This is a genomic window from Agarivorans sp. OAG1 (assembly GCF_037076485.1).
Lineage (GTDB): Bacteria > Pseudomonadota > Gammaproteobacteria > Enterobacterales > Celerinatantimonadaceae > Agarivorans > Agarivorans albus.
Genome location: NZ_AP028990.1, coordinates 1,019,175 through 1,045,321 on the forward strand (window position 1 = coordinate 1,019,175; position 26,147 = coordinate 1,045,321).

Genomic DNA, 26,147 nt, shown 5'->3' on the forward strand with positions numbered 1-26,147 from the left:
GCAATCATGAAAAAGGTGTTCGCCTTAAGTATGGTGGCTGCGTCGATCTCTGCGCAAGCGGAAATTGCGGCAACTCATATTTATCATAATCACATGCCAAATTTTTGGCCTTACTACGATGTAAGCAAGTACGAAGGTCTAGCTGTAGGTGATCCAATTCGTTATACCTACGACGGCCAAGTTATTAACCTTAAGAATAACCCTCCAGCAAATTACACATTCTATATTCCTGGCAGCGGTGCGCCGATGCCGCATGATGACTTGGTATCTTATTATCAACATCATGCCAAAAAAGGCGCTTACTTAAGCTGGCCAATGGACACGGCTAGAAACAACAATGGTAATCATCCACAAAGCCAAACGCATGTCACCATGTCGGCATCAGTTATTAACAACGTGCAGAGTTTCGGCGAGTTAGGTAATTTGGATGGTTACAATTTAGGGTGGGGCGCTTATTGGCGCGATACCCAAAACGGTACAAAAACCAGCGGTGGTTTTAACGCTTTAGACACGATTCACTTCTCTGGTCACCATACTATGGGGCCATTGGTGGGTAATGACTATTTCTTAAAAGATTTGATTTATCAAAACGTTACTTTGGCACAAGATTACTTTTTAGGTGATTCATTTAAGTCATCAAAAGGTTTCTTCCCAACAGAGCTTGGTTTTTCAGAGCGAATTATTCCAGTACTTACCAAATTAGGTATTGAATGGTCGGTACTTGGGAACGTGCACTATTCACGTACTTTGCGTGACTACCCTTACTTGAATGATCCCGGCAAAGATACTTTGATTTCTCCGCCTAACCGCGCAGATTTACAAAATGTTAGCGACATAGGTGCGTGGACCGAGTTACATATGTTCAACGAGCAACAGGTGACTTACAACAAGTTCCCGTTTGCTTCAATTCCTCACTGGGTTCAATACGTTGACCCAGAAACCGGTGAGCAGCATAAAGTAGCCGGTATACCTGTTGAGCAGGCTAGCTCTTGGGAAGAAGGTTACCAAGGCTCAATTACTGCCGACGTACTAAAAGCATTTGAAGGCGATGCTGCATCTTTAGGCCGTACCCAGTATTTCACCATTGCCCATGATGGTGATAACTCGTCAGGTCGAGCGGGCGATGGTGGCACTTGGGCTAACTCGGGCAATGTTACGTATGCCGATAGTTCGGTGCGTGGTATGGGCGTGGACGAGTACCTAAAAGCTTATCCAATTCCAGAAGACGACATTGTGCACGTACAAGATGGCTCATGGATTGATACGCGTGATTCATCGGCCGATCCTACGTGGTACCACTGGCATATTCCAATGGGAGTTTGGCGTGGACAGATGGCAGACTTTAACACGGTAAATGGCACCGATTTTGTGGCTACACGTGAGCACATGGTATCGCTTGAGTTAGGCTATCACTACCTAGAGCGTAACTTTGCTTTATTGCAAGCTGCCGAAAACTATGCAAAAACCGCTGAGCAAATTTGGTTAGACAATAACCCTAATTACTGGAGCCCAACTACCGCGCGTGATAACGAGGTAACTTACCCGGGTAACCAGCTTAATCCGTGGATGATGTCTTTCCCGGTTAAAGGTGATGCGAACAACAACTATGCTGGCGGTGCAAACCCTGCAGAGTTAGGTTGGTACTTCCTTATGGCCTCAATCGATTCTGGTTTTGGTTACTACGATGAAAACGTTGATGACGGGGTTAAACCTACTATTTCGTTTAACCAGTCATTACACTTTACAACTCCGTATGTAGAAGCCAACCTTGGACAAGATAAAACGGGTCCTTCGGTTTGGTGGCCACAGCGTTACCCATACAATCCTGGTAGTGCTAACTCAAGTAAAGCGGAAGGCTGGGCTACGGTATATGCCGATACCAAGTTTGCGATTTATACCTACGGTTATGACGTAAGCGGTATTCAAGATATCAAGGTTAAAGTACGCGTTCACAAAGATAAGTGGGCAACCGCTACCGATAAAACCTTTAAGCTCTATGACCCAAGCGCGCATGCTAGCGATCCTGATGTCGATCCTTCACGGGTTGGCGAATGGCAAACCTTTAGCATGACCGAGCGTGACTTAAACGGTGACATGAATGGTGTAGATTGGCAGCCATCTGGTAAAGAAATGTTCGAAGTAGTGCCTGCTGAGAAAATCGGCAATATGTACTTCACCTACATTGACCAATACCAAGAGCAGCTGTTGGATTACTACATTGAAGCAACCGATAGTAAAGGCAACGTAACTCGTTCTGAGATTCAACAAGTTTACGTAGGTGCTGGTCAGTTTAGTAGCGTTGGCGGTAAAACCGTTGAAGATGTGAACGGCGCAATTGCTGGCGAAGCGATGTTCTTCACCGACAATGTTGTAGTAGGTGATAAGCGACCAACGGCCCATATTAATGCCGCAGGTGGCGAAGTAGAACTAGGCACTGTAGTAACTTTGAGTGCTGCTGGCTCAACTGACGAAGAAGGCCCAATCGCGAGCTACTTATGGAGCACTGGTGAAACCAGCCCGTCGATTACTGTTACTTTGAACGAACGTACCACTATATCGGTAACTGTTACTGACAGTGTTGGTCAGAAAGACTCTACCAGCGTGACTTACCGAATTATCGGTCAATCTGTGTTGAGTACCTTGTATTACCAAGATAACAACGGTTGGGGCAAGGTATGTTTGCATTACACCGTAGACGGCGCAGTTACGTGGACTACTGCACCAGGTGAAGAAATGCAAAGCCTAGGTGACAACTGGTATAGCTTAACCGTAGATTTAGAAGACGGTAACCAGCTGGAGTTTGTGACGAATAACTGTAGTGGTGCTTGGGATAATAATGGTGGTCAAAACTATCAAATTGATGAGGGTAGTTGGAATGTAAGCGGCGGTGCAATTGCTGCAGGTATTCCAGACGGTTTAGACGGAAACAACGCACCCGTTGCCGCGATTAGCCCAGGAAGCCAGTCAGTGGCTAAAGGGTCACAGGTTGTGCTAAGCGGTGCTGGTTCAAGTGATTCTGATGGCTCTATTGCTAGTTACAGCTGGAGTACTGGTGAATCTAGTGAGTCAATCACCGTTACAGTGAATGAGACTCAAACGATTAGCCTAACGGTCACCGACAACCAAGGGAAAACCGCAACTACTTCGGTAACTCTAACGGTTATTCCAAACAAAGCGCCAGTAGCAACCATCTCTCCAGCTACTCAAACTGTAGCTGCCGGAACAACAGTAAACTTAGATGGTTCAGGCTCTAGTGATGAAGATGGTTCTATTGCTAGCTACCTATGGAGTACCGGTGAAACAACCAGCTCTATCTCTGTAGTTGTAGATGCCAGCCAAACTATTAGCTTAACCGTTACCGACAACGAAGGTGCTACTGCAACCGCAGAAGCCGTGCTAAGTGTTGAAAGTGATGAAAAAGCGAAGAACTTCAATCAGCTTTACTTCCGTGGTACTGCCAATGGTTGGGCGACAACTGCCATGGACTTAGTGGCTGATCATACTTGGCAAGTTGTGGTTGATTTTGATGGTCAAGCAGAGCAACGCTTTAAGTTAGATGTTAATGGTGATTGGACCCAGAACTACGGTGATACCAATAGTGATGGTGTGCTAGAACAAACCGGTGGAGATATCTTCACTGATGTGGTGGGTTCTTACTTGATAGAAGTGAATGACCAAACTTTGGCTTACAGCATTACCGAGCTTAACGCTAACCAAGCTCCTACTGCAATTATTGGTGCATCGGCAACTCAAGTAGATATAGGCCAAAGCATCACCTATAGTGCAGCGGGCTCAAGTGATAGTGATGGCGTTATTGCCAGTTACTTATGGAGCAATGGTGATACGAGTGAAACCACAACAGTAACCTACAATACTGCGGGTTCACACAGTATTAGCTTAACCGTGACTGACGATGGCGGTAAAACTGCACAAGCGTCGGTAGTGGTGGAGGTGATTGATCCAAATGCTAACTTTACAGCTAACTTTGAGCAGTTGTATTTTCGTGGTACTGCTAACGGATGGCAAACTACTGCTATGACTTTAGTTGCTAACAATGTTTGGCAAGTTAGCGTGGACTTTGATGGCCAAAACAATCAACGTTTTAAGTTTGACGTAAACGGTGACTGGTCAAATAACTACGGCGATAACAACAACGATGGCACTCTAGAGCAAACTGGTGGCGATATTTTCACTGGTATTGTTGGAAGCTACATTGTTGAAGTGAATGATGCCACGATGCAATATCGGGTTATTGCTCAGTAAGGTATTGGTTTAGTAACGTTAAAGCCGCTTAATTGCGGCTTTTTTGTGCTTCGCTCAAAAACCATGTGCTCAGCTTTAACCTAGCGAGCTATAGCCATTTCACGTATAGTTTGGCTTAAGTGAGTTAGTAGGTAGAAAGATGAACATTCAAGACATGCAAAAAAATGCTGAACCTGCATTAAAATTGTTAAAGGCGCTAGCAAACGAAAGCCGTTTAATGATTTTATGCCACTTAGTGGAAGGTGAGTTAACGGTAGGAGAACTGAACCAACGAGTCACTTTAAGTCAGTCTGCGTTATCTCAGCATTTAGCATGGTTACGAAAAGATCAGCTTGTGAGCACGCGTAAGGAGTCTCAAACCATTTACTACTCAATCGCTAGTGAAGAGGCTAAAGCAGTTCTAGGGAAGCTACATGAGCTTTACTGTAAGTAATTAGCACTAAATAGCAGACATAAAAAAACCGGCTTAGGCCGGTTTTTTTCATCAAGCGCTTTAAATTAAAGTGCGTTGATTTTTGCAACAATGCGGCTCTTATGACGAGCTGCTTTATTTTTGCTGATCAAACCTTTAGACGCGTAACGGTCTAAGATAGGTTGAGCTGCTTGGTATGCTGCTGTAGCTGCTTCTTTATCGCCTGCTTCGATAGCTGCAATAACTTTTTTCAAATTAGTGCGCATCATAGAGCGACGGCTAGCGTTATGTTGACGACGCTTTTCAGCTTGGATAGCGCGTTTTTTAGCTGACTTAATATTAGCCAAGTGTAACTCCTGAACTTTGTCTTGGAATTATGAATTTAAAGGCCGTGGAATATGCCCGTTTTTCATGTTTATGTCAAACAATTTTTAACCAAGTATAAATATCAAAGCAAGGAAAACCTAACTAAACGTCATGACCGTAGCATCGATCTTTATAGGCGGTTAAACTGTGCCGCGATTCTACCAGCATTTTTAATGTTAGGGCAGAGGAATTTGTGTAATTTAGCAACAGGACAGTGCATTGAGTAAAACCTTGTTAAAATCTGGCGCCATTGTTAGCGCTATGACCCTGATTTCCCGCATATTAGGTTTGGCTCGTGATGTGGTCATTGCTAATTTAATGGGAGCGGGTGTTGCTGCCGACGTATTTTTCTTTGCCAACAAAATTCCTAACTTTTTGCGCCGCTTATTCGCCGAGGGCGCGTTTGCCCAAGCATTTGTACCGGTACTTACCGAATACAAGCAAAAGAGTTCTGAAGACGAAGTAAGAGAGCTTATCGCCAAAGTTAGCGGTACGCTGGGCTTAGCCGTTACCATAGTTACCTTGTTTGGCATTATTGGTTCGCCTTTAATTGCAGCACTATTTGGCACGGGGTGGTTTATATCGTGGTTAAACGACGGCCCCGATGCTGCTAAGTTTGAACTGTCGGCCTTTCTACTTAAAATTACTTTTCCCTATTTATGGTTTGTCACCTTTACCGGTTTATCGGGCGCGATTCTTAACGCATTTGGTCGTTTTGCCGTGGCGGCATTCACGCCTGTATTGCTAAATGTGGCAGTGATTAGTTTTGCGATATTTGTTTCCCCAAACCTAGAACAACCTGAGGTTGGCTTGGCCATGGGAGTTTTCTTCGGCGGGCTAATTCAGTTTCTATTTCAATTACCTTTCTTGTTTAGGCTTAAGTTGTTGCAAAAGCCAAGCTGGGGCTGGAAACATCCTGGTGTGGTAAAAATTCGCACCTTAATGATCCCTGCATTGTTTGGTGTATCGGTCAGTCAAATAAACTTGCTGTTGGATACCCTAATCGCCAGTTTCCTAATCACTGGCTCTATATCGTGGCTGTACTACTCCGATCGCTTGTTGGAATTTCCCCTAGGTTTGTTTGGCATTGCCATTGCCACCGTGATTTTGCCTAGCTTATCGCAGCGTCATGTTGATAAAAGCCCGCAGCAGTTTCAGCAAACCATGGACTGGGCAGTGCGCATGGTGTGTTTTTTGGGTATACCCGCCACAGTAGGTTTGGCGTTACTTGGTCAGCCAATTTTACAAGTCTTGTTTATGCGTGGCGCCTTTGACCAACAAGATGTGTTAAACGCCTCCTACAGCTTAATGGCTTATAGCGGTGGCTTGTTGTTTTTCATGCTAGTGAAGGTATTAGCGCCAGGGTATTACTCGCGCCAAGATACCAAAACGCCGGTGAAAATTGGCATTATCGCCATGGCGAGCAATATGGGCTTTAACCTTATCTTCGCGATTCCTTATGGTTATGTGGGTTTAGCTATTGCCACTGCTTTATCGGCGTTGCTTAATGCCAGCCTGCTTTATCGCGGTTTACACAAACAAGGTGTTTACAAACTCGGCTCTCCTACCTTGGTATGTATTGTTAAAATCTTAGTGGCATCGACATTGATGGGGGGACTCATTGTGTGGCTTTCTCCTCTTGCTGAACAATGGTTTGCGTTGTCGTGGATAGACAGTGTTTGGCAACTTTTAATCTGTGTAGCAGCGGCCGTGATTAGCTACTTGGTTTTACTATTTTGCTTGGGGATAAGATTAGCTCACTTGAAAAGCAGTTTCGGGGCTGTAACTGCGGACTAAACAAGCTATAATCCGTCGGTTTTTGACGAAATAGGCGCGGGAATGGAGTTAATTCGCGGAATACGCAACATTAAAGCGCGTCACTATGGCTGTGCGTTAAGTATTGGTAATTTTGATGGCGTGCATTTAGGCCATCAACAAGTAATTAAGCGTTTAGTTGAACAGGCTCGCCAGCGGAGTTTACCCGCTGTGGTGATGATTTTTGAGCCACAACCGCTTGAGGTGTTTGCTAAAGATAAAGCACCCGCTCGAATTAGCCGATTTCGCGATAAGTACCAGCAACTAAAAAGCTTAGGTGTAGACCGCTTGTTGGTGGTGCGTTTTAGCCATGAGTTTGCTCAACAAAGTGCTGACTATTTTGTTCGCCAGTTATTGGTTGAATTGCTGGGAGTGAAATACCTAGCAGTGGGAGATGACTTCCACTTTGGTAAAGGCCGAGAAGGTAATTTCGCAAGTTTACAAGCGGCCAAAAAACAGTACGGTTTTGAGCTTACAGCAACTGATTCGTTTTGCTTAAATCAGCAGCGAGTGAGCAGTACCTTATTACGTCAGCATTTAGCCGAGGCCGATTTCTCAACGGTGGCTCAATTGCTAGGCAGAAAATTTAGCTTTAATGGCAAAGTCATTCATGGCCAAAAGTTGGGGCGTCAATTGGGCTTTGCTACGGCAAATTTAAAAGTTGCCCGCCATGTATGCCCCTTGCATGGGGTGTTTGCAGTTAAAGCTTATATACAAGATCAGCCAGAGCATCGCTTTTCAGGCATTGCTAACATAGGCTGGCGGCCAACCGCCGCAGGAAAGGATTTATTGGTAGAAGCTCATTTGTTTGAGTTTGACGCCAATCTGTATGGCCAACGATTAGTGGTTGAACCGCAGTTAAAAATACGAGATGAACAAAAATTTGATTCGCTTGATGCGCTTAAAGCTCAGGTGAATCTCGATATTAAGCGTGCAAAAGCCTACTATGGCCTTGCAGAGTAATTGACTGGAAAAGTGATTCGATGAGCGACTATAAAGATACTCTTAATCTACCTGATACTGAATTCCCGATGCGTGGTAATTTAGCCAACCGCGAACCTGCAATGCTTAAGCGTTGGAGCGAAAAGGATCTGTACGGCCAAATTAGACAGGCCAAAAAAGGTAAGAAGAGCTTTATTTTGCACGATGGCCCTCCATACGCCAACGGCAATATTCATCTTGGCCATGCGGTTAACAAGGTGCTTAAAGACATCATTATTAAGTCGAAGACTTTATCAGACTACGATTCTCCTTATGTGCCTGGCTGGGACTGTCACGGTTTACCTATTGAGCTACAAGTAGAAAAGAAAGTTGGCAAGCCGGGCAAAAAAGTGACCGCTGCTGAGTTTCGTCAAAAGTGTCGTGATTACGCCGCTAAGCAAATTGATGGTCAGCGCAACGATTTTATCCGCATGGGCATTTTAGGTGATTGGCAAAACCCTTACCTAACCATGAACTTCGATACTGAAGCAAACATCATCCGTGCCTTGGCAAAAATCATCGATAATGGCCACCTATTGCAAGGTTCTAAACCTGTGCACTGGTGTACCGATTGTGGCAGTGCACTTGCTGAAGCTGAAGTTGAATACGAAGATAAAACCTCTCCTGCCATTGATGTGCGTTTTACCGCTGTTGACGAAGCCGACGTATTAGCCAAATTTGATCACCCTGAAGGCGTGACCGGTGAAGGGCCAATCTCTGCAGTTATTTGGACCACTACGCCGTGGACTTTACCTGCTAACCGTGCGGTAGCCTTAAATGCTCACCTTGAATATGTGTTAGTTCAAATTGAAACTGAAACGGGCAAAGAGCGTTTAATTCTGGCGCGCGACCTAATGGAAGAGTGTGTAGAGCGCTTTGGAGCAACTCATTTCCATGCTTTAGGTTACTGCCAGGGTGATGCCTTAGAGTTAGTTAAACTTAAGCACCCATTTTATGATTTTGAAGTGCCGGTTATTTTAGGTGACCACGTAACTACTGAATCAGGTACAGGTTGTGTTCACACTGCTCCTGGTCATGGTCAAGAAGATTTCGCGGTAGGCCAAAAGTACAATTTAGAAGTGGCTAACCCGGTTGGTGATAATGGTGTTTACCTTGCCGATACTGAATTTTTCGGTGGTCAGCATGTATTTAAAGCTAACGACAACGTAGTTGAAAAACTTAAAGAAACAGGCGCGCTGCTGCATCACCATGCTTACCGTCATAGCTACCCACATTGCTGGCGCCACAAAACCCCTATTATTTTCCGTGCTACGCCGCAGTGGTTTGTGAGCATGGACCAAAATGGTTTGCGTAAGCAAGCGATGCAAGAAATCGAGAAAACCCAGTGGATCCCAGATTGGGGTCAAAGCCGTATCGAAAGCATGGTAGAGAATCGCCCAGATTGGTGTATCTCTCGCCAACGTACGTGGGGCGTACCGATTGCATTGTTTGTGCACCGCGAAACTAACGAACTACACCCTCGTGCGGTAGAGTTAATGGAAGACGTCGCTAAACGTGTTGAGCAAAGCGGTATTCAGGCTTGGTGGGATCTAGATGCTACTGAACTACTGGGCGATGAAGCCGAGCAGTACCGCAAAGTAGAAGATACGCTAGATGTATGGTTTGACTCTGGTTCAACTCACTCAAGTGTAGTTGCTGCACGTGAAGAGTTTAACGGTAAAGCTGCAGATATGTACTTAGAAGGCTCTGACCAACACCGCGGTTGGTTCCAGTCATCACTAATGATTGCTACTGCAATTAACGGCAAAGCGCCTTACCAGCAAGTTCTTACTCATGGTTTCACCGTTGATGCTAATGGCCATAAGTTCTCTAAATCATTAGGTAATGGTATCGCTCCGCAGGATGTTTGGAACAAACTAGGTTCAGACATCTTACGTTTGTGGATTGCATCTACTAACTACACCGCTGAAATGAGCGTATCGGACGAAGTATTCAAACGTAGCGCTGATGCTTATCGCCGTATTCGTAATACCTCGCGTTTCTTATTGGCTAACTTAGCCGGGTTTGAACCTGAGCAGCATTTAGTGGCAAGTGAAGACATGGTAGAGCTTGACCGCTGGGTAGTGGGTCGAGCAGCCGCTGTTCAACAAGAAATTGTAGAAGCTTACGAGCAATACCAGTTCCACGTTGTTTACCAAAAGCTAATGCACTTCTGTTCAATTGAACTAGGTAGTTTCTATTTAGACATCATTAAAGATCGTCAGTACACCGCAAAAGCCGATGGCCTAGCACGACGCTCTTGTCAAACGGCACTATTCCACATCGCTGAAGCGTTAACCCGCTGGATTGCACCTATCTTAAGCTTTACCGCTGACGAGATTTGGCAAGCATTACCTGGTGAACGTAGTGAGTTTGTATTCACTGAAGCGTGGTACGAAGGCTTAACTGCGCTATCACAAGATAGCAAAATGAATGATGCATTCTGGGCTCAACTGATCACTATTCGTGATGAAGTGAATAAGAACCTCGAGCAAGCACGCCGCGACAAGAAAATTGGTGGCACCTTAGAGGCTAAAGTAACGCTGTATGTAGATAGCCAGCTAGAGCAAGTGTTAAGCCAGTTGGGTGATGAGTTACGCTTTGTATTGTTAACTTCAGATGTAAGCTTACAGGCTTTAAGTGAAGCGGGTGATAATGCCGCTGCTACTGAGTTGGATAACCTTAAAGTTACCGTAGAAGTAGCCGAAGCCGCGAAATGTGACCGTTGTTGGCACCACCGCGAAGATGTTGGTCAAAACGCTGAGCACCCAAGCTTGTGTGGTCGCTGTGTAACCAACGTCGCGGGTGAAGGTGAGTCTCGTAGCTATGCATAACGACGCTGTAGTAAGTAAAACAAATAGCACTGGTTTACGCTGGTTGTGGTTAAGTGTGGTGGTATTCATTGTTGACCAAGTTACCAAGTTTGCCATTGCTAAAACCTTCGATTTATATGAATCGGTAGCGGTAACGCCATTCTTTAATTTGGTTTCGGTTCGAAACTACGGTGCAGCTTTTAGCTTTTTAAGTGATGCCGGTGGCTGGCAACGTTGGTTTTTTACTGCCATAGCTCTTTTTGTGAGTGGTTTGCTGGTGTGGTGGATGAAAAAAACACCCGCCGAGCAAAAGTGGCCAGCCATTGCTTACGCCTTAGTATTAGGCGGAGCAATTGGTAACGTATTTGACCGCGTAGTGTTTGGCTATGTTATCGACTTCCTCGATTTTTACGTAGGCAGTTACCATTGGCCATCTTTTAACGTTGCTGACTCAGCCATTTGTGTGGGTGCGGTATTGTTAGTGTTAGATAGCTTTTTGTCGCCGCAAGCCAAGGAAACTAAATGATTCAGCAAGGAAGCAAAGTAGAACTTCATTTTGTATTGAAGTTAAGCGATGGATCGATTGCCGAAAGTACTTATAACTATCCAAAGCCAGCTCAACTGGTAATGGGTGATGGTAGCCTAACCGAAGGCTTTGAAGCGTGTTTATTGGGTTTGAAAACGGGTGATAAAAGCCAATTTGAACTTAATGCCGAGCAAGCCTTTGGCCAAAGCAATCCGGATAACATTAAGTACTTTGAGCGCAGCAAGTTTGGTGATGAAGCACCTGCCGAAGAAGGCAGTATTATTGCGTTTGCTCAGCCTGATGGAAGTGAAATTCCGGGCATTGTGCGTGAAGTAACCGGTGATTCAGTGACGGTAGATTTTAATCATCCGTTGGCTGGCCAAACGGTTATATTTGAAGTAGAAATTTTAGCGGTTAATTAAGGAGCGATAGTGGAAATACTGTTAGCTAATCCTCGCGGTTTTTGCGCTGGTGTTGACCGCGCTATTTCTATAGTTGAACGTGCTTTAGAAATGTTTGGAGCGCCTATCTATGTTCGCCATGAAGTGGTTCATAACCGCTATGTAGTAGATGGTTTACGTAAACGTGGTGCTGAGTTTGTTGATGAACTTAGCGATGTGCCAGAAGGCAGTATTTGTATCTTTAGCGCTCATGGCGTGTCTCAAGCTGTACGTGCAGAAGCCAAACAACGTGATCTTAAAATCTTCGATGCTACCTGCCCACTCGTAACTAAAGTGCACATGGAAGTTACTCGCGCCAGCCGTAAAGGCATTGAGTGTATTTTGATTGGTCACCATGGCCACCCTGAAGTTAATGGCACTATGGGCCAATATGACAACGCTGACGGTGGTATTTACTTGGTAGAAACGGTAGAAGATGTTGCTAAGCTGCAGGTTAAGAAACCTGAGCAGTTGTTTTACTGTACTCAAACTACTCTGTCGGTTGACGATACCTCCGCGATCATCGACGCATTACGTGTGACTTTTCCAGAAATTCAAGGGCCTCGTAAAGACGATATTTGTTATGCCACCCAGAACCGCCAAGATGCGGTGAAAGATTTGGCAGAAAAATCTGACGTGGTATTGGTAGTGGGGTCGAAAAACTCTTCTAACTCTAACCGACTGCGTGAAAAAGCTGAGAAGTCAGGTGCAGCTGCCTACCTTATTGATGGCGTTAGCGACATTAATTGCCAGTGGTTTAAAGCCGATAGTCGCATTGGTGTTACAGCTGGAGCTTCAGCTCCTGAGGTGCTGGTGCAAGAGGTGGTTTCTGGACTTAAAGCAATGGGCGGAGTAACCGTTGTTGAAAACCCTGGCCGCGAAGAAAACACCATTTTTGAAGTCCCCGCAGAGCTTAGAGTTACTCAAACCAGCTAACTGAGTCATCTCTCAACTAAACCAAAAAAGAAGGCATAGCCTTCTTTTTTGCGCTATACCCTAATTAATTGCTCGCTTCGGAAGGCACAGCTATCGAAGGCCACAAAGCATCAAGGATGGGTAGGTTGGGATGCAACTAAAATACTCAAAAATCAGAGGGTTTACTCTGATTGAAGTTATTATCACCTCTTTTATATTGGCGGTAGGTTTGCTAGCGGTTGTTGCTATGCAAGCGGTTGCCAAGCGCTCAAGTTTCGAGACCCATCAACGTACCGTTGCCATGATTTTAGCTGAAGACATGGTAGAGCGGGTTCGCCTTAATCATATTGCTTGGCAAGCAAATAACCCCGCCACTGTTACCGTAGGTGATGGTCAAACCGCCAGAGCAAAACCCGCTTGCGCCGAGGATAGTGGTTTGATGACCGCTTGTAGTCTTGCCGATGTAGTGAATTACGATCTTTACCATTGGGAGTATGGCCTCTATGCCAAAGCAGCAGGTGCTAAGGGCGGCTTAGTTAAGCCAAATGGTTGCGTATTGTTAAGCGCTAATGGAGAGCTTACCGTGGTGGTTACTTGGTTATCGAGGCAGTCTTTTAGTGGCATTACCAGCAGTAATACGGTTACAGCCAACTGTGGAGCACAGTCAGATAAACGCCGCAAAATGGCCTTAACGACGCGGGTGGCCTCATGATTAGGCATTCTCAGCAGGGCTTTACCCTTATTGAATGGCTAATTGCCATTGTGATCGGACTATTCTTAACTGCAGGGATTAGTAGTTTTTTGGTCGCCTCGCAGCGCAGTACCGAATCAACCTACCATAGTGAGCAATTGATGGAGAGTGGCAGAATAGCCATGCACTTGATTACTCGTGATTTAAGAATGGTGGGTTTTTTTGGGGAGTATACCGGTAATCCAATGGTTCGCGGCTCTGGCGTTGAGCTAGTCGCCACCGATGTTACCGCAGCTAATGATTGCACAATAGACTGGATTGGTAGTACTCCAGAAGGTTCCTTTCCCTCTGTGGATGGCCGATTTAGCTCCTTGTTTGTAGGACAGATAAATAGCTCAAACTCTCTTAATGGCCAATACAGTTGCGTGAGTAGCCGCAGTAATTTGGTTGTAGATTCAGATGTTATTGGCATCAAAAGAGTGATTGGCTCACCCATTCAATCTGCGGGGGAATTAGATTCTGACCGCTACTACTTTGCCGCAAATGCAGCCAGTGCCCAAATATTTACCTCTGCAGACCCTTGGCCTACCGAGACAGTAATGCCTGGCAGGCAAATATGGGAATACCAGCATATTGTTTACTATCTGGATGTGAGCGCTCAGTCAGGTTTGCCGGTGCTTCGTCAGTTATATCTGGATAATAACAGTGGTATGCAAATCTTGGGATCTGGTCCCTTGGTGGAAGGCATCGAGCGGATGCGCATATTGCTGGGAGTTGATACCGATACCACTCAAGATGGTGTGGTGAATGACTTTGTCTCCTCAGACAACGTGACACCTCAACAATGGAGTGAAGGCAGAGTGATTGGCGCTAAAGTATTTTTGTTGGTTCGCTCCTTAACCGAGGATAAAAACTATACTAATGGGAATAGCTACGAATTAGGCGATTTGAGTGTCGCTGCTGCTAACGATCATTATCGACGGGCCTTATTTGAGTCGGTGGTATCACTAAGAAACATGGTGTATTGATGCAACTAACTGTTTTGCTTAGCCAAAATAAAGCCAAAAGCCAGCAAGGGGCCGCTTTGTTTGTGGCAATGTTATTTTTGCTCATTTTAAGCTTTTTAGGTGGGGTGTTGTTAAGTAGTGCTAACCAAGGGCTAAAAGTAGTGTCAGCGATGGGAGATCGGGTAGGGGCAGAGCACTTACTTGAAGGCGAAATGAATGAGTTAATTATTGAGCCTAATCTTCAAGGGGTGATTGGCGCTATGGCACCTGCCGCATCGATGGCTGTGTCAACCATGGTAACCGGGGCTGACGGTACCATGATTCATACGGTAGACAGCGTGTGTGCGCGTAGTTTTACCGCCAGTAGCAATAACGCCATTACGCAGTGTCGCTACGTACGAGTAGATGCAACAAAAACATATGGAAAGGCTAATCGAGCTTCAACGTCAATAGCTGCCGGTATAGAGCAGCCGATGCTATAGCCAAAACGGTAAAGCCGCTTGCATAGTTTGCAGGCAAGGCAACAAGGAGAGAGCAGATGAACGGTCGGTTAAAGTCGGGACTGCTTGCATGGTTGTGTTCCGCAGCGGTAACTCTTCCAGTTTGGGCTGACGATACTGAGCTATTTTTATTTGATTTTAATAGCTTGAGTTCGGCTGACCCGAAGGTGTTAATTATATTTGATACCTCGGGCAGTATGGCTTGGAATATAACCACTCGCCAAGGATACAACCGCGACAGTAATGGCGATGTTAGTTACCAAGATTATCCTATTGCGGTTAGCTCTCAAAACAGCCTAGATAATGATTTCATCTATTTTACGGTTAACGGTGTTGATGGCTCGTATATTCCCACTGGTGCCAATGATGACCGCCGGTTTATCTGGGACATTAATAATTGCGCAGCATCTTATGAAGCCTTAGCTAAAAACGGTATTTTTACTGGTTACTTTCGTGAGCACCGGGTGCAAGGTGGCACTGGCTCATGGGACGACGTTCGCCTAAACAATGGGGCAAACTATACCGTTCTTGATTGCATGGATGATTATGAACTTAGTAGTGATGCGAGTGATGGTCGTTTACTGGATGACGAAGGAGACCCGCGCTCATTTACGGTAAAACTGCAGGCTTCCGACGGGAGTTTTGTGGATAAAGTCGTTTCCACAATTAACCCCGGTCAATATCGCGAGAGTAATAACTCTTATGTAGATGCTCCGCAGGGCTACCCAATAAATGGTGCAGGAAATAACACTGATGACTTCTATACTCTAAATAAAACCGATGCAGAGCAAACCACCAAAGACTCATTTGATGATGGTTATTTAATTACGCTTTATTCTGCAAATTACCTACGTTGGTATCATCATTCAGATGCAACTACTACTCGACCTCGTATCGAAATTGCTCAAGAAGCAATGGAAAATGCTTTAAGTACCATTAATGGGGTTAAATTTGGTTTGATGGTGTTTAATCGCTCTAACGACGGCGGCAGGGTGATTCGGGGGATTCAAGCCTCAGATGATAATCAGGATCTTATATCTGATATTATAGAGCTCACTGCCGATGGCGGAACCCCGCTAGTAGAGACGCTAATGGAGGCCAAACATTACTTTGCTGGAGAAGCGGTAGATTATGGAGAAAGGGGGAATAACAACGAGAAAAACGATCGAGATAAAACTATTGAGACGTCCTCCGGAGGAACAAATACGTATTTATCTCCCTATGAAGTGGGATGCGATAGCTCAATCAACATCATTTACGTCACCGATGGCACACCGAGTGTTGATGCTGGTGAAAATCAAAATGTTAAAAATCTGCCAATTAATACCGACAATGTATTTGGTTGTGATAATGCCACCACGGTTAATGGTTGTACTTGGAAGGATCCAGTTGGTTTTGGCACTGGCAGCGAAACCTCGTATTTACCAGTACTATCTAAATGGATGAATACCAACGATGTTAACCCCAACATGACGGGTAGGCAGTACGCAAAAATATCTACTATTGGTTTTGGTGAAGATGTTATCGAAGGCGGCACGGCAATGTTAACTGCTACTGCCGAAAATGCGCAAGGGCGCTTTTATCCTGCCGAAGATGGCGTCTCTTTAGAAGCCGCTTTTCGTCAAGCCTTAATCGGAATCTATGAAGAGAGTTCTTCTTTGGTTTCTCCCGCTGTAACCAGCAACAATTTTGACCGTACTCGTACTCTAGATAGAGTTTATTACGCCATGTTCAAGCCTTCACTTAATCCACGTTGGCGAGGCAACTTGAAAAAGCTGGAACTGTCTTCTGAAGGCTACATGGCAGATCAAAATGGGAATCCTGCTATTGGTGCAGATGGTTCTATCATCGACGAAGCCAAAACATTTTGGTCTTCAGTCAAAGATGGCAACAACGTAGAGCTAGGAGGGGTCTCTGAAACCTTACTCAGCAATGACGCGCGAATGGTGTATTTCAATCAAACTGATAGCGGAAGCTTCACCACTTTAACTACCAACAATCTGGTCACAAAGGCGGGTAGCAATGCCGATTTGGCTAACCAACTTGGTGTTGTTGAAGACGATATTGTTGAGCATGTAAGTTGGATCCGTGGTACTGATGTAGATAATGATGACGGAGATACCAGTACTACTATTCGCAGTGACTTAATGGGCGATCCGCTGCATTCTCGTCCCTTAGTCATTAACTACGGTTTACGCAGTGGCGCAGCAGCGGACAGCACTGATCCCGACGACATGGACATAAGAATCATTGTAGGTACCAATGGTGGTGCTATGCATATGTTTAAAGATACCGGCTCAAGTGTTACAGAAAGCTGGGCATTTTTCCCCTATGAGCTACTAGGCAGGCAGCTTACCTTGCGCAGTAACATAGCAAGCTCGCAACATGTATATGGGATAGACGGCACTCCAACTGTATTCCTCAAAGATGCCGACAATGATGGCAAGTACAGCAGCAGTGGTGACAAAGTACTGGTGTTTACCGGACTACGCCGTGGTGGGGATGCTTATTATGCGATGGACTTGACTAAGCCTGACCTACCCAAAATGTTGTGGCGGATTGATAGTTCCAGCACCGGTATGTCTGAGCTTGGACAAAGTTGGTCTCAGCCTACAGTAGGTTATGTACCGGGCCATAGTAATCCGGTAGTTATATTTGGTGGTGGTTATGATACCAACCAAGATTTAGCTACTCCTGGTGATGATGATCGAGGCCGTGGTGTATTTATTGTTGATGCTTTAGATGGCAGTTTAGTGTGGAGCATTACACCGGGAGATGATGACCGCCTGACTCACAGCGTTCCTGCTAAAGTCGCGACTTTAGATAGTGATGGGGATGGAAATATTGACCGCTTGTACTTTGGCGATACCGGAGGCCAAGTATGGCGAGTGGATTTGTTTTCAGCCACCCAATCAAAGTGGAAAATGACTGCTTTAGCGAGCATTAGTGATAGCTCTGTCGTTACCGATAAACGTAAGTTCTTTACCGAGCCGGTTATTGTAAGAACCTACCTGAAAAAGCTCACTCGCATCACTACCGGACAAGGGGATGACCAAGTAACCATTACTGACTCTCAGCAAATACCCTACGATGCCGTATTAATCGGAACGGGCGACAGAACTAAACCGGTGAGTGATAAAGATCCCGATGGAGTAGATAACCGCTTCTATATGTTCCGCGATTATAATGTTCAAGTTACCGATTTTGGCGCGCTTGACGACGATGCTCAGCCAGTAGCTATTGTTTCTAATGATTTATACAACATTACCAGTGATCCTATTGGTGCATTAAGTGATGAAAGCGCCATTGAAACACAGCTCATTGCGCTGGGTGCTTCCAAAGGTTGGGTATATAACTTGGTTGAGGACGGCGAAAAGTCCTTGGGAGCGGCTTTGGTATTAGGTGGTGAGTTGTATTTCACTTCGTTCATTCCAGAAACCACTAACTCGGCAACATGTACTATTCCCACCATCGGTAAAGGTCGCACTTATGCTGTAGATATGCACATAGGTACCAGTATCAATAACAGTCGCTACTATGATGTAGATAATAAAGTACCCGATGATTTGATTATTCACTCTGGCGAGGATGAGCAAGGTGAGTCTGTGGTACGAGTTTTTGGTGGTGACCCTGGTGAAGAGCTAGAGTTTGATGATCAAGATGAAAACAATGATCATACTTGTGAAAATGCCGGCGAGTGTAAGGAAGGCTCAAGAGAAGCCAATATGGACATGAGTCCAAAACAAATTTACTTCTATTTTGATGAGGGCTAAATGAAATACTCGATGCGCGGTGTCACGTTAATGGAGCTCATGATTGCGGTAGCTATTGTCGCCATATTGGCGGCGGTAGCTTACCCTGCTTATACGTCATTTGTCGCCGAATCTCGGCGCAGTGAGGCCCAAAAAGAACTAGCCACCTTAGCGGTATTACAAGAACAGTATTACGCCGATAATGCGAGTTATGCAGCTAACCTTGCCAGCTTGAGCTTGGCTGCGTCTGGTGCAAGCTCTTATAACACCGAGAATGGCTATTATGCCATTACGCTAAGTAGTTCTGCTGCGGCTAGTACATTTACAGCTAAGGCGACTGCTTTAGGTACTCAACTTAGTGCTGATACCGATTGTAAAATTTTCTCTATCGATGATGAGGGCAGCAAGTCTGCTGAGGATTCGTCGGGAAATTCAAATGCTGATTGTTGGTGATCTTATGAAAGGTTTAGCTATTTTCTTATGTTTGATTTTGCCCATGTCTTCAAGCTGGGCGATTACCGTTAAGTGCTACATGGCTGGCTCCACAGGTTATGATCAAGTGGTAATAGCTTCGCCTAAAGATCTAGATTCAATAGCAGAGATTACAGCGGAAATTAAACAGCGGTATACCAATCACACCGCTAGCGCCCAAAAGTTTGGCAGTATTTCTCAGATTGAATGTGTTGAATTTAACAGTGAGTTTAGTAGTGATATTGCCAATGTACGATTTGCAGAACTTGAATATTAATTAGAGTGAGGAGCTCAGTCACAGGCTTAGATAGGGCAGCTGCTTTTTTCACTATCGGTGATAAAACGAATATTGCCGCCTTTTGAGATAACTACACCATCAATGTAGCTATTATCATTTGAACAAAAGTAGAGGCTTCCCGAAGCCCCGGCAATTAAACCATCGCTCTGAAAAGAAAATGAATCTATTGCTCCTTTAAAGTCGATATTGCCAGCCTTAGTAAATGGTTCCGCTGCCAGTAGCACTTTTTCACCACTATCTAGTTTCCCGTTGTTATTATCATCGGCGAATACCGTTAAACCAGAATTCACTTCTCCGCCACAGTCGCTGCCATTGGCCTTTAGGGCACAAACAACTACACGTTGATTAAGGTTTATTGCTTGGCTACGAGCAAAACGCACTTCTCGCATCATCCGGTTGCTAGATGCATCCGCTGCCATCGACTGAAACAAACTGTTCATACTGGGTACGCCGATACCGAGTAATACCACCGCAATTGCAATGGTTATCATTAATTCAAGTAAGGTGAATCCAGTTTGCTTAGTCAATTAAGGCACTCTTAACTCAAGTCTTTACTGTAAGTGTATACGCTTATGGCGGGTCTGCAGCTACAGAGGGATTTTTTGTACGAAGTGTGTGGTAAGTTCGATGAATAAAGCCAAGGACTGATTGAAAAAGGTGAGCCATTGATTCAATTGAAGATTCTTGCGATGACGTTTAAGTCGGCAAAATTCAGCTAAGATATTGATTTTGCGTGAGCCGAGTGGTGTTTTTTAGCCAATTCCCTGATTAAGCTAAGTGTATAACGTTGTCACATGCGCGCGCTTGGCTTAAAGTAAGGACATAGATACTCAACAAAATGATAAATAAAAGGAAGTACACATGAAGCAAGTCACGGCAATTATCAAGCCATTTAAAATGGATGATGTTCGCGAAGCTTTAGCTGATATTGGTATTACGGGTATGACAGTTACCGAAGTAAAAGGCTTTGGTCGACAAAAAGGCCACACTGAGCTTTACCGTGGCGCTGAGTACAAAGTAGACTTCTTGCCAAAAATGAAGCTAGAGCTAGTCGTTCAAAAAGATGATCTAGAGCGTTGTATTGAAGCCATTGTGCAAACTGCGCAAACTGGCAAGATTGGCGATGGTAAGATCTTTGTTCGCGATGTAGACCGCGTTATCCGTATACGTACTGGTGAAGAAAACGAAGATGCGATTTAACGCATACCCAGATATAAAAAAGGCGAGCTCTTAGCTCGCCTTTTTTATGCTTAGTCAATATTAATTCACACTAAGTATTAATGCGGTTTGCTCTGCTTTATCGGTAATGCCTAGAGCCTTATAGCCATCTTCCATCACTTTAAGTGCATCGCGTGCAGATGGAGTATCAGAGAAGTTCTCAATCACATAGCGAGCGCGATTTACCGCACCAATATACGCTTCACGTTTAATGTAGTAACGCGCCACCGATACTTCGTAGCGGGCTAGGTTATCTTTTAAGTGAACCATGCGCTGCTTGGCATCTGCAGCATAATCACTGTGCGGATAACGATTAATCAAGGTCTTAAAGTCGTTGAAAGCTTGGCGAGAAAAGCTTGGGTCTCGGTCAAAACGATCAATACCAACAACGCTTTGGAATAAGTTGTAGTCTGCCGCCATATTGGTAAGCCCGCGCATGTAATAGACGTAATCTAACTCACTGTGGGTTGGGTTATTGCGAATAAAACGGTCGGTGCTAGCTAAAGCCATCGCTGTATCACTACGTTTGTAATATACGTAGATAAGGTCAAGCTGTACTTGATTAGAGTAGGGGCCAAAAGGATAGCGCGTATCTAAGGCTTCTAAGTTCTCAACTGCATCGGTAAACGCGCCATTGTTGATCGCTGTTTGGGCTTCAGCGTATAGCTCCGACGCTGGTTTGTCAGGGATCTTTGGCTTTTCTTTTGAATTAGAAGAACAAGCTCCAAGCATCAAGCCGAGCAGTATTACTGAAATTGTTTGCTTATAAACGCGCATCATGGACTAAAAATCGTCTTTGTTGTTTCTGTGATAACCAAATAACAATACTCGTCTCAACGTCGAAAAGTATTAGGTTAAACACCTCAAATAATGGGCAAACAGTATCCTCTATGCCACTTAAACCGTCAATCACCGAGTGACATATATAGTGGGAGGTGCATCTAACAAACCATTTTCTTCTATGCTTTAAGCTAGGAATGATTACAATAGCCCGTTTTGGCCTTCCTGTTAGAGGTAAAACCTAAGATGAGTCAACCTTTAGAGTTGCGAGCAATCGTTGATGATGAGCTAGCTGGAGCTCGCCTCGATCAGGCGTTAGCTGCGTTGTTTCCAGATTATTCCCGTTCACGGATCAAAGAATGGATCCTTGGCGAATGTGTTCGTTTAGATGGCGAACTTAAAGTTAAGCCTAGGGAAAAGGTAGTTGGCGGGGAAGAAATTGTATTAAATACCGTGTTGGAAGACGTGGTTGAAGCCCAAGCTGAAGATATTGAGCTCGATATCGTTTATGAAGATGACGATATTCTGGTGATTAATAAGCCTATTAACATGGTGGTGCACCCTGGCGCTGGCAATAACAGCGGCACTGTACTCAATGCTTTATTGCATCGTTATCCATCAATTGCCGAAGTGGCTCGCGCCGGTATTGTGCACCGTTTAGATAAAGATACCTCTGGGCTTATGGTGGTGGCTAAAACCGTACCTGCGCAAACTCATTTAGTTGAAGCGCTTCAGGCTCGCCATGTTACCCGTGAGTACGAAGCGATTGCTACCGGGGTAATGACTGCTGGTGGATTGGTGGAAGAGCCGATTGGTCGCCATCCAACTAAGCGCACTCATATGGCTGTAGTTGCTACTGGTAAACCTGCTGTAACGCATTACCGCGTAGCGGAGAAGTTCCGTCAACATACGCGTATCCGCTTGCGCTTGGAAACAGGCCGTACTCACCAAATTCGGGTACACATGGCGCATATTGGACACTCACTTTTAGGTGACCAAACCTACGGCCGTTTGCGTTTACCTAAAGGCTCTAGTGATGAGTTGATTGCTGCTATGCGTGGTTTTCAGCGCCAAGCACTGCATGCGGTAATGTTGCGTTTAGAGCACCCAATTACGGGCGAAATGATGGAGTGGCACGCCCCGGTTCCTCAAGACATGTTAGATATTGCCGATGCCTTGCGCGCCGATCATAAACTCAATCCTGATTTAGGCTAAGCATGGCTAAATTGCTGGTTGATTGGCCCTGCCCAAAAAATGTAAAAGCGGTTTACAGTGACCGCTTAGCAGGCGCTAGCTCGGCTCCATATGATTCCTTCAATTTGGGTGATCATGTGGGAGACGACGCCAGCGCAGTGCAGTGCAATCGGCAGCATTTCCAACAAGGTATGCCACAGCAAGTTTGCTGGCTAAAGCAAATTCACAGCACTCGTGTGGTAAATGCCAGTGAGTCTAACATGCGTTTTGCTGAGGCCGATGCAAGCTTTGCGATGCAAGAAAATGCGGTATGTGTAGTTATGACCGCAGATTGTTTACCAGTACTTTTTTGCGATAAACAAGGCACGGTAGTGGCGGCGGCGCACGCCGGTTGGCGCGGTTTGCTCGATGGTGTGCTAGAAAACACCGTGGCAGCAATGAACATTGCTCCTAGTGAGATCATGGCTTGGTTTGGCCCTGCGATTGGCCCGGATGCCTTTGAAGTAGGTGCTGAAGTTTATCAGCAATTTGTTGCTAAAGACTCAAAGTTGGCCAGCGCTTTTACGGCTAGCGCAAATAGCGGTAAGTATTATGCCGATATCCACCAACTGGCTAAGCAGCGTCTTAGCGCGCTAGGTTTGAATGATGTTTATGCTGATGCGAGCTGTACTTTAAATAATGCCTCACGTTTCTTTTCTTACAGGCGTGACGGCCAAACCGGGCGAATGGCTGCAGCCATCTGGCTTAGCTAAAGCAATAAAGCTCACAAAACCATCGTCTTGATGGTTTTTTAATGCCATTTATCTTGAATTTTTTTACATCTAATCCCACATATTCATTAATAGCTTAATATATGCGGAGGTGTGACATGCGCCTAGATAGATTCACAAGCAAATTTCAATTAGCGATTTCAGACGCTCAATCTTTAGCATTGGGGCGCGACCACCAGTTTATTGAACCGGTGCATTTAATGTCGGCCATGCTAAATCAAGATGCCGCTTCGCTACGGCCATTATTAGTAGAAGCCGGAATTGAAGGCAGCGCCTTACGTTCTCAGCTTTCTCAAGCCCTAGAGCAGTTGCCACGTGTTGAAGGCACGGGTGGCGAAGTACAGCTTTCGAACCAGTTAGTGGTGTTACTTAACCTTTGTGACAAGTTGGCGCAAAAGCGTAAAGATAAGTTCATTTCATCAGAAATCTTCTTTTTAGCTGTTACCGAAGACAAAGGTAAGCTTGGCGATATTATGCGTGAGTTAGGCGCAAATAAAGAGAATATAGAAAAAGCCATTGCCAAAATTCGAGGTGGCCAAAAAGTTGATGACCCTAATGCCGAAGACCAGCGCCAAGCACTAGAAAAATACACCATAGATCTTACCGAGCGTGCCGAGCAAGGTAAACTTGACCCGGTGATCGGTCGTGACGACGAGATTCGTCGCACCGTGCAGGTATTGCAGCGTCGTACCAAAAATAACCCAGTATTAATTGGTGAGCCCGGAGTGGGCAAAACCGCGATAGCCGAAGGCTTAGCTCAGCGGATCATTAACCACGAAGTGCCGGAAGGACTAAAAAACAAACGCGTCTTATCGCTTGATATGGGGTCTTTGGTGGCCGGGGCTAAATATCGCGGCGAGTTTGAAGAGCGCTTAAAAGCAGTGCTTAATGAGCTTTCTCAAGAAGAAGGCCAAGTGATACTTTTCATCGATGAGTTGCACACTATGGTTGGTGCCGGTAAAGGCGATGGCGCGATGGATGCAGGTAATATGCTTAAACCTGCTTTGGCGCGTGGTGAACTGCATTGTGTAGGCGCAACAACGTTAAATGAGTATCGTCAGTACATTGAAAAAGATGCGGCACTTGAGCGTCGCTTCCAAAAAGTGCTGGTGGAAGAGCCTAACGTTGAAGACACCATAGCGATTTTACGTGGTTTAAAAGAGCGTTATGAGTTGCACCACTCGGTTGAAATTACTGACCCTGCGATTGTTGCAGCGGCCAGTTTGTCACATCGCTATATTTCCGATAGGCAATTACCCGATAAAGCTATCGACCTTATAGACGAAGCGGCTTCAAGTATTCGTCTGCAAATAGATTCTAAGCCTGAAGCCTTAGACAAACTTGAGCGCAAAATCATTCAGTTAAAGCTGGAGCGCCAAGCGCTGCAAAAAGAAGCCGATAGCGCCAGCCTTAAACGACTAGCTTTGCTTGACGAAGAGTTAGCTGAAAAAGAAAGTAAATTTAAAGAGCTAGACGAGGTTTGGAAGGCCGAAAAAGCTGCTTTATCGGGCACTCAGCATATTAAAGCAGATTTAGAGCAAGCTCGTTTAGATATGGACGTTGCGCGTCGAGCAGGCGATTTAAATCGTATGTCTGAGCTGCAATATGGTCGCATTCCGGAATTGGAACGCCAGTTAGATTTAGCCTCGCAAGCCGAAATGCAAGATATGAGTTTGTTGCGTAACAAGGTGAGTGATGCAGAAATTGCTGATGTTTTGTCGCGCTGGACCGGCATTCCAGTTAATCGAATGCTGGAGGGCGAACGCGACAAGTTGCTGCGTATGGAGCAACAGCTGCACGATAGGGTGATTGGTCAAGGCGAGGCCGTAGAAGCAGTATCCAATGCTATTCGCCGTAGCAGAGCGGGTTTATCTGATCCGAACCGCCCGATTGGCTCGTTTTTGTTTTTAGGGCCAACTGGTGTGGGTAAAACAGAGCTATGTAAAGCGCTCGCCGAATTTATGTTTGATACCGAAGAGTCAATGGTGCGTATCGACATGTCGGAATTTATGGAGAAACACTCGGTTGCTCGATTAGTGGGGGCGCCTCCCGGTTATGTGGGTTATGAAGAGGGGGGGTACTTAACAGAAGCGGTAAGGCGCAGACCTTACTCGGTTATTCTACTTGATGAAGTAGAAAAGGCTCATCCAGATGTGTTTAACATTTTGCTGCAAGTATTAGACGATGGCCGCTTAACTGACGGGCAGGGGCGAACAGTAGATTTTCGCAATGCAGTCATCATTATGACGTCCAACCTTGGCTCAGACATTATTCAAGAGCGACATGGTGAGATGACTCATCAGGAGATAAAAACTGCGTTGATGGGCGTGCTTGCTCAACAATTTAGGCCTGAGTTTATCAACCGAATTGATGAATCGGTGGTATTCCATCCATTAGCACACGAACAAATCCGCACAATTGCCGGAATACAAGTTCAGCGTTTGGTGCCACGTTTGGAGGAAAAAGGTTACAAGTTGGAGTTTAGCGATGCGGTGTTAGATAAGTTAGGGCAAGCTGGCTTTGATCCTGTGTATGGTGCACGGCCTTTAAAGCGGGCTATTCAGCAACAGTTAGAAAACCCCTTAGCGCAAGCCATTTTATCGGGACAAATCGAACCTGGAAAAACCATTCGTATCGAGTTAGAAGATGGCCAATTAGCCTTTAAATAGAAGTAAAGCGTAAGCAAGCTAATTAGCTTGCTTACGTTGTTGGTTTTGGAGTTGTTTTAGGTTGAGATAGCTTTTTGTTTGGCTGTCGCTAAGCAGCTTAGCAATCTCTTGGTCTTTTTCTTTTAACAACTCTCGCATTGCTTTCCACATTTGTTTTCTATCACCTTCAAAACCAAATAAGTCATCCATCAAACTGTTGTATCGTTGTTCAAGCTGAGTAAATTGGCTAATTTGGTGCGGGTCTAAACTCAAATGCTTCGTCAATC

22 protein-coding genes are annotated in these 26,147 nt (G+C 45.1%); 18 read left to right on the forward strand and 4 right to left on the reverse strand.

Annotation, left to right across the window (positions count from 1 at the left end; translation table 11 throughout):
• Positions 1-6 precede the first annotated feature (6 nt).
• Together OAG1_RS04750 and OAG1_RS04755 are read left to right on the forward strand one after the other, a co-directional pair.
• Complete coding sequence (locus OAG1_RS04750) at positions 7-4,263, forward strand: PKD domain-containing protein (protein ID WP_338624418.1); 4,257 nt, start codon at positions 7-9, stop codon at positions 4,261-4,263.
• A gap of 139 nt (positions 4,264-4,402) precedes the next feature.
• Entirely contained in the window at positions 4,403-4,696 is a 294-nt protein-coding gene (locus OAG1_RS04755; protein WP_016401314.1) for a metalloregulator ArsR/SmtB family transcription factor, read from the forward strand.
• A gap of 65 nt (positions 4,697-4,761) precedes the next feature.
• On the opposite strand, the gene rpsT is transcribed toward OAG1_RS04755, so the two are convergent.
• On the reverse strand, positions 4,762-5,022 hold the full coding sequence (gene rpsT / locus OAG1_RS04760; RefSeq protein ID WP_152784499.1) for a 30S ribosomal protein S20: 261 nt from the start codon (positions 5,020-5,022) through the stop codon (positions 4,762-4,764).
• 238 nt (positions 5,023-5,260) lie between these two features.
• On the opposite strand from rpsT, the gene murJ reads away from it, so the two are divergent.
• The 12 genes from murJ to OAG1_RS04820 all read left to right on the forward strand — a co-directional run bounded on the left by murJ (position 5,261) and on the right by OAG1_RS04820 (position 19,229).
• The gene (murJ, locus tag OAG1_RS04765; RefSeq protein ID WP_338624422.1) at positions 5,261-6,838 is read left to right on the forward strand and encodes a murein biosynthesis integral membrane protein MurJ; all 1,578 of its coding nucleotides are present in this window, start codon (positions 5,261-5,263) and stop codon (positions 6,836-6,838) included.
• A gap of 42 nt (positions 6,839-6,880) precedes the next feature.
• Positions 6,881-7,819, forward strand: coding sequence for a bifunctional riboflavin kinase/FAD synthetase (gene ribF / locus OAG1_RS04770; RefSeq protein ID WP_338624426.1), 939 nt, complete (start codon positions 6,881-6,883; stop codon positions 7,817-7,819).
• A 20-nt stretch (positions 7,820-7,839) separates the two neighbouring features.
• Complete coding sequence (gene ileS, locus OAG1_RS04775; RefSeq protein ID WP_338624428.1) at positions 7,840-10,671, forward strand: isoleucine--tRNA ligase; 2,832 nt, start codon at positions 7,840-7,842, stop codon at positions 10,669-10,671.
• Entirely contained in the window at positions 10,664-11,176 is a 513-nt protein-coding gene (gene lspA, locus OAG1_RS04780) for a signal peptidase II (protein ID WP_152784507.1), read from the forward strand. The genes ileS and lspA overlap by 8 nt, the downstream gene beginning before the upstream one ends.
• Positions 11,173-11,598, forward strand: a complete 426-nt coding sequence (gene fkpB / locus OAG1_RS04785) for an FKBP-type peptidyl-prolyl cis-trans isomerase (RefSeq protein WP_016401308.1) — start codon at positions 11,173-11,175, stop codon at positions 11,596-11,598. Before lspA ends, fkpB begins: the two co-directional genes overlap by 4 nt.
• Positions 11,599-11,607: 9 nt before the next feature.
• Positions 11,608-12,552, forward strand: coding sequence for a 4-hydroxy-3-methylbut-2-enyl diphosphate reductase (gene ispH, locus OAG1_RS04790; protein ID WP_249483306.1), 945 nt, complete (start codon positions 11,608-11,610; stop codon positions 12,550-12,552).
• A 130-nt stretch (positions 12,553-12,682) separates the two neighbouring features.
• A complete protein-coding gene (pilV, locus tag OAG1_RS04795) occupies positions 12,683-13,243 on the forward strand; it encodes a type IV pilus modification protein PilV (protein WP_338624434.1) in 561 nt (186 codons plus the stop codon).
• Complete coding sequence (locus tag OAG1_RS04800; RefSeq protein ID WP_338624436.1) at positions 13,240-14,250, forward strand: PilW family protein; 1,011 nt, start codon at positions 13,240-13,242, stop codon at positions 14,248-14,250. Before pilV ends, OAG1_RS04800 begins: the two co-directional genes overlap by 4 nt.
• On the forward strand, positions 14,250-14,711 hold the full coding sequence (locus OAG1_RS04805) for a hypothetical protein (protein ID WP_338624438.1): 462 nt from the start codon (positions 14,250-14,252) through the stop codon (positions 14,709-14,711). Before OAG1_RS04800 ends, OAG1_RS04805 begins: the two co-directional genes overlap by 1 nt.
• A gap of 56 nt (positions 14,712-14,767) precedes the next feature.
• Positions 14,768-18,502 (forward strand): PilC/PilY family type IV pilus protein, encoded by a 3,735-nt coding sequence (locus OAG1_RS04810; protein WP_338624440.1) that lies wholly within the window; start codon positions 14,768-14,770, stop codon positions 18,500-18,502.
• Positions 18,503-18,934, forward strand: coding sequence for a type IV pilin protein (locus OAG1_RS04815; RefSeq protein ID WP_338624443.1), 432 nt, complete (start codon positions 18,503-18,505; stop codon positions 18,932-18,934).
• Positions 18,918-19,229 (forward strand): hypothetical protein, encoded by a 312-nt coding sequence (locus OAG1_RS04820; protein WP_040307052.1) that lies wholly within the window; start codon positions 18,918-18,920, stop codon positions 19,227-19,229. Before OAG1_RS04815 ends, OAG1_RS04820 begins: the two co-directional genes overlap by 17 nt.
• A 26-nt stretch (positions 19,230-19,255) precedes the next feature.
• Here OAG1_RS04820 and OAG1_RS04825 read toward each other — a convergent pair whose 3' ends face one another.
• A complete protein-coding gene (locus tag OAG1_RS04825; protein WP_338624446.1) occupies positions 19,256-19,777 on the reverse strand; it encodes a GspH/FimT family pseudopilin in 522 nt (173 codons plus the stop codon).
• 334 nt (positions 19,778-20,111) lie between these two features.
• Here OAG1_RS04825 and OAG1_RS04830 point away from each other — a divergent pair, with 334 nt between their 5' ends.
• The gene (locus tag OAG1_RS04830) at positions 20,112-20,450 is read left to right on the forward strand and encodes a P-II family nitrogen regulator (RefSeq protein WP_016401299.1); all 339 of its coding nucleotides are present in this window, start codon (positions 20,112-20,114) and stop codon (positions 20,448-20,450) included.
• Between the two features lie 60 nt (positions 20,451-20,510).
• Here OAG1_RS04830 and OAG1_RS04835 read toward each other — a convergent pair whose 3' ends face one another.
• Complete coding sequence (locus tag OAG1_RS04835; protein WP_016401298.1) at positions 20,511-21,248, reverse strand: outer membrane protein assembly factor BamD; 738 nt, start codon at positions 21,246-21,248, stop codon at positions 20,511-20,513.
• A 246-nt stretch (positions 21,249-21,494) separates the two neighbouring features.
• Here OAG1_RS04835 and rluD point away from each other — a divergent pair, with 246 nt between their 5' ends.
• From rluD to clpB, 3 genes are all read left to right on the forward strand, one after another.
• Entirely contained in the window at positions 21,495-22,463 is a 969-nt protein-coding gene (gene rluD / locus OAG1_RS04840) for a 23S rRNA pseudouridine(1911/1915/1917) synthase RluD (RefSeq protein ID WP_152784521.1), read from the forward strand.
• A gap of 2 nt (positions 22,464-22,465) precedes the next feature.
• Entirely contained in the window at positions 22,466-23,194 is a 729-nt protein-coding gene (pgeF, locus tag OAG1_RS04845; protein WP_338624449.1) for a peptidoglycan editing factor PgeF, read from the forward strand.
• Between the two features lie 116 nt (positions 23,195-23,310).
• Positions 23,311-25,881 (forward strand): ATP-dependent chaperone ClpB, encoded by a 2,571-nt coding sequence (clpB, locus tag OAG1_RS04850; protein ID WP_338624452.1) that lies wholly within the window; start codon positions 23,311-23,313, stop codon positions 25,879-25,881.
• A gap of 18 nt (positions 25,882-25,899) precedes the next feature.
• On the opposite strand, the gene OAG1_RS04855 is transcribed toward clpB, so the two are convergent.
• The gene (locus OAG1_RS04855; RefSeq protein ID WP_338624454.1) at positions 25,900-26,145 is read right to left on the reverse strand and encodes a hypothetical protein; all 246 of its coding nucleotides are present in this window, start codon (positions 26,143-26,145) and stop codon (positions 25,900-25,902) included.
• Positions 26,146-26,147 lie beyond the last annotated feature (2 nt).

Excerpts from the sequence above, each read along its gene's own strand:
- OAG1_RS04750 (WP_338624418.1), top strand. The coding sequence starts at position 7 with ATGAAAAAGGTGTTCGCCTTAAGTATGGTGGCTGCGTCGATCTCTGCG.
- OAG1_RS04755 (WP_016401314.1), top strand. The coding sequence starts at position 4,403 with ATGAACATTCAAGACATGCAAAAAAATGCTGAACCTGCATTAAAATTG.
- ribF (WP_338624426.1), top strand. The coding sequence starts at position 6,881 with ATGGAGTTAATTCGCGGAATACGCAACATTAAAGCGCGTCACTATGGC.
- ileS (WP_338624428.1), top strand. The coding sequence starts at position 7,840 with ATGAGCGACTATAAAGATACTCTTAATCTACCTGATACTGAATTCCCG.
- lspA (WP_152784507.1), top strand. The coding sequence starts at position 10,664 with ATGCATAACGACGCTGTAGTAAGTAAAACAAATAGCACTGGTTTACGC.
- fkpB (WP_016401308.1), top strand. The coding sequence starts at position 11,173 with ATGATTCAGCAAGGAAGCAAAGTAGAACTTCATTTTGTATTGAAGTTA.
- pilV (WP_338624434.1), top strand. The coding sequence starts at position 12,683 with ATGCAACTAAAATACTCAAAAATCAGAGGGTTTACTCTGATTGAAGTT.
- OAG1_RS04800 (WP_338624436.1), top strand. The coding sequence starts at position 13,240 with ATGATTAGGCATTCTCAGCAGGGCTTTACCCTTATTGAATGGCTAATT.
- OAG1_RS04805 (WP_338624438.1), top strand. The coding sequence starts at position 14,250 with ATGCAACTAACTGTTTTGCTTAGCCAAAATAAAGCCAAAAGCCAGCAA.
- OAG1_RS04810 (WP_338624440.1), top strand. The coding sequence starts at position 14,768 with ATGAACGGTCGGTTAAAGTCGGGACTGCTTGCATGGTTGTGTTCCGCA.
- OAG1_RS04815 (WP_338624443.1), top strand. The coding sequence starts at position 18,503 with ATGAAATACTCGATGCGCGGTGTCACGTTAATGGAGCTCATGATTGCG.
- OAG1_RS04820 (WP_040307052.1), top strand. The coding sequence starts at position 18,918 with ATGCTGATTGTTGGTGATCTTATGAAAGGTTTAGCTATTTTCTTATGT.
- OAG1_RS04830 (WP_016401299.1), top strand. The coding sequence starts at position 20,112 with ATGAAGCAAGTCACGGCAATTATCAAGCCATTTAAAATGGATGATGTT.
- OAG1_RS04835 (WP_016401298.1), bottom strand. The coding sequence starts at position 21,248 with ATGATGCGCGTTTATAAGCAAACAATTTCAGTAATACTGCTCGGCTTG.
- rluD (WP_152784521.1), top strand. The coding sequence starts at position 21,495 with ATGAGTCAACCTTTAGAGTTGCGAGCAATCGTTGATGATGAGCTAGCT.
- pgeF (WP_338624449.1), top strand. The coding sequence starts at position 22,466 with ATGGCTAAATTGCTGGTTGATTGGCCCTGCCCAAAAAATGTAAAAGCG.
- clpB (WP_338624452.1), top strand. The coding sequence starts at position 23,311 with ATGCGCCTAGATAGATTCACAAGCAAATTTCAATTAGCGATTTCAGAC.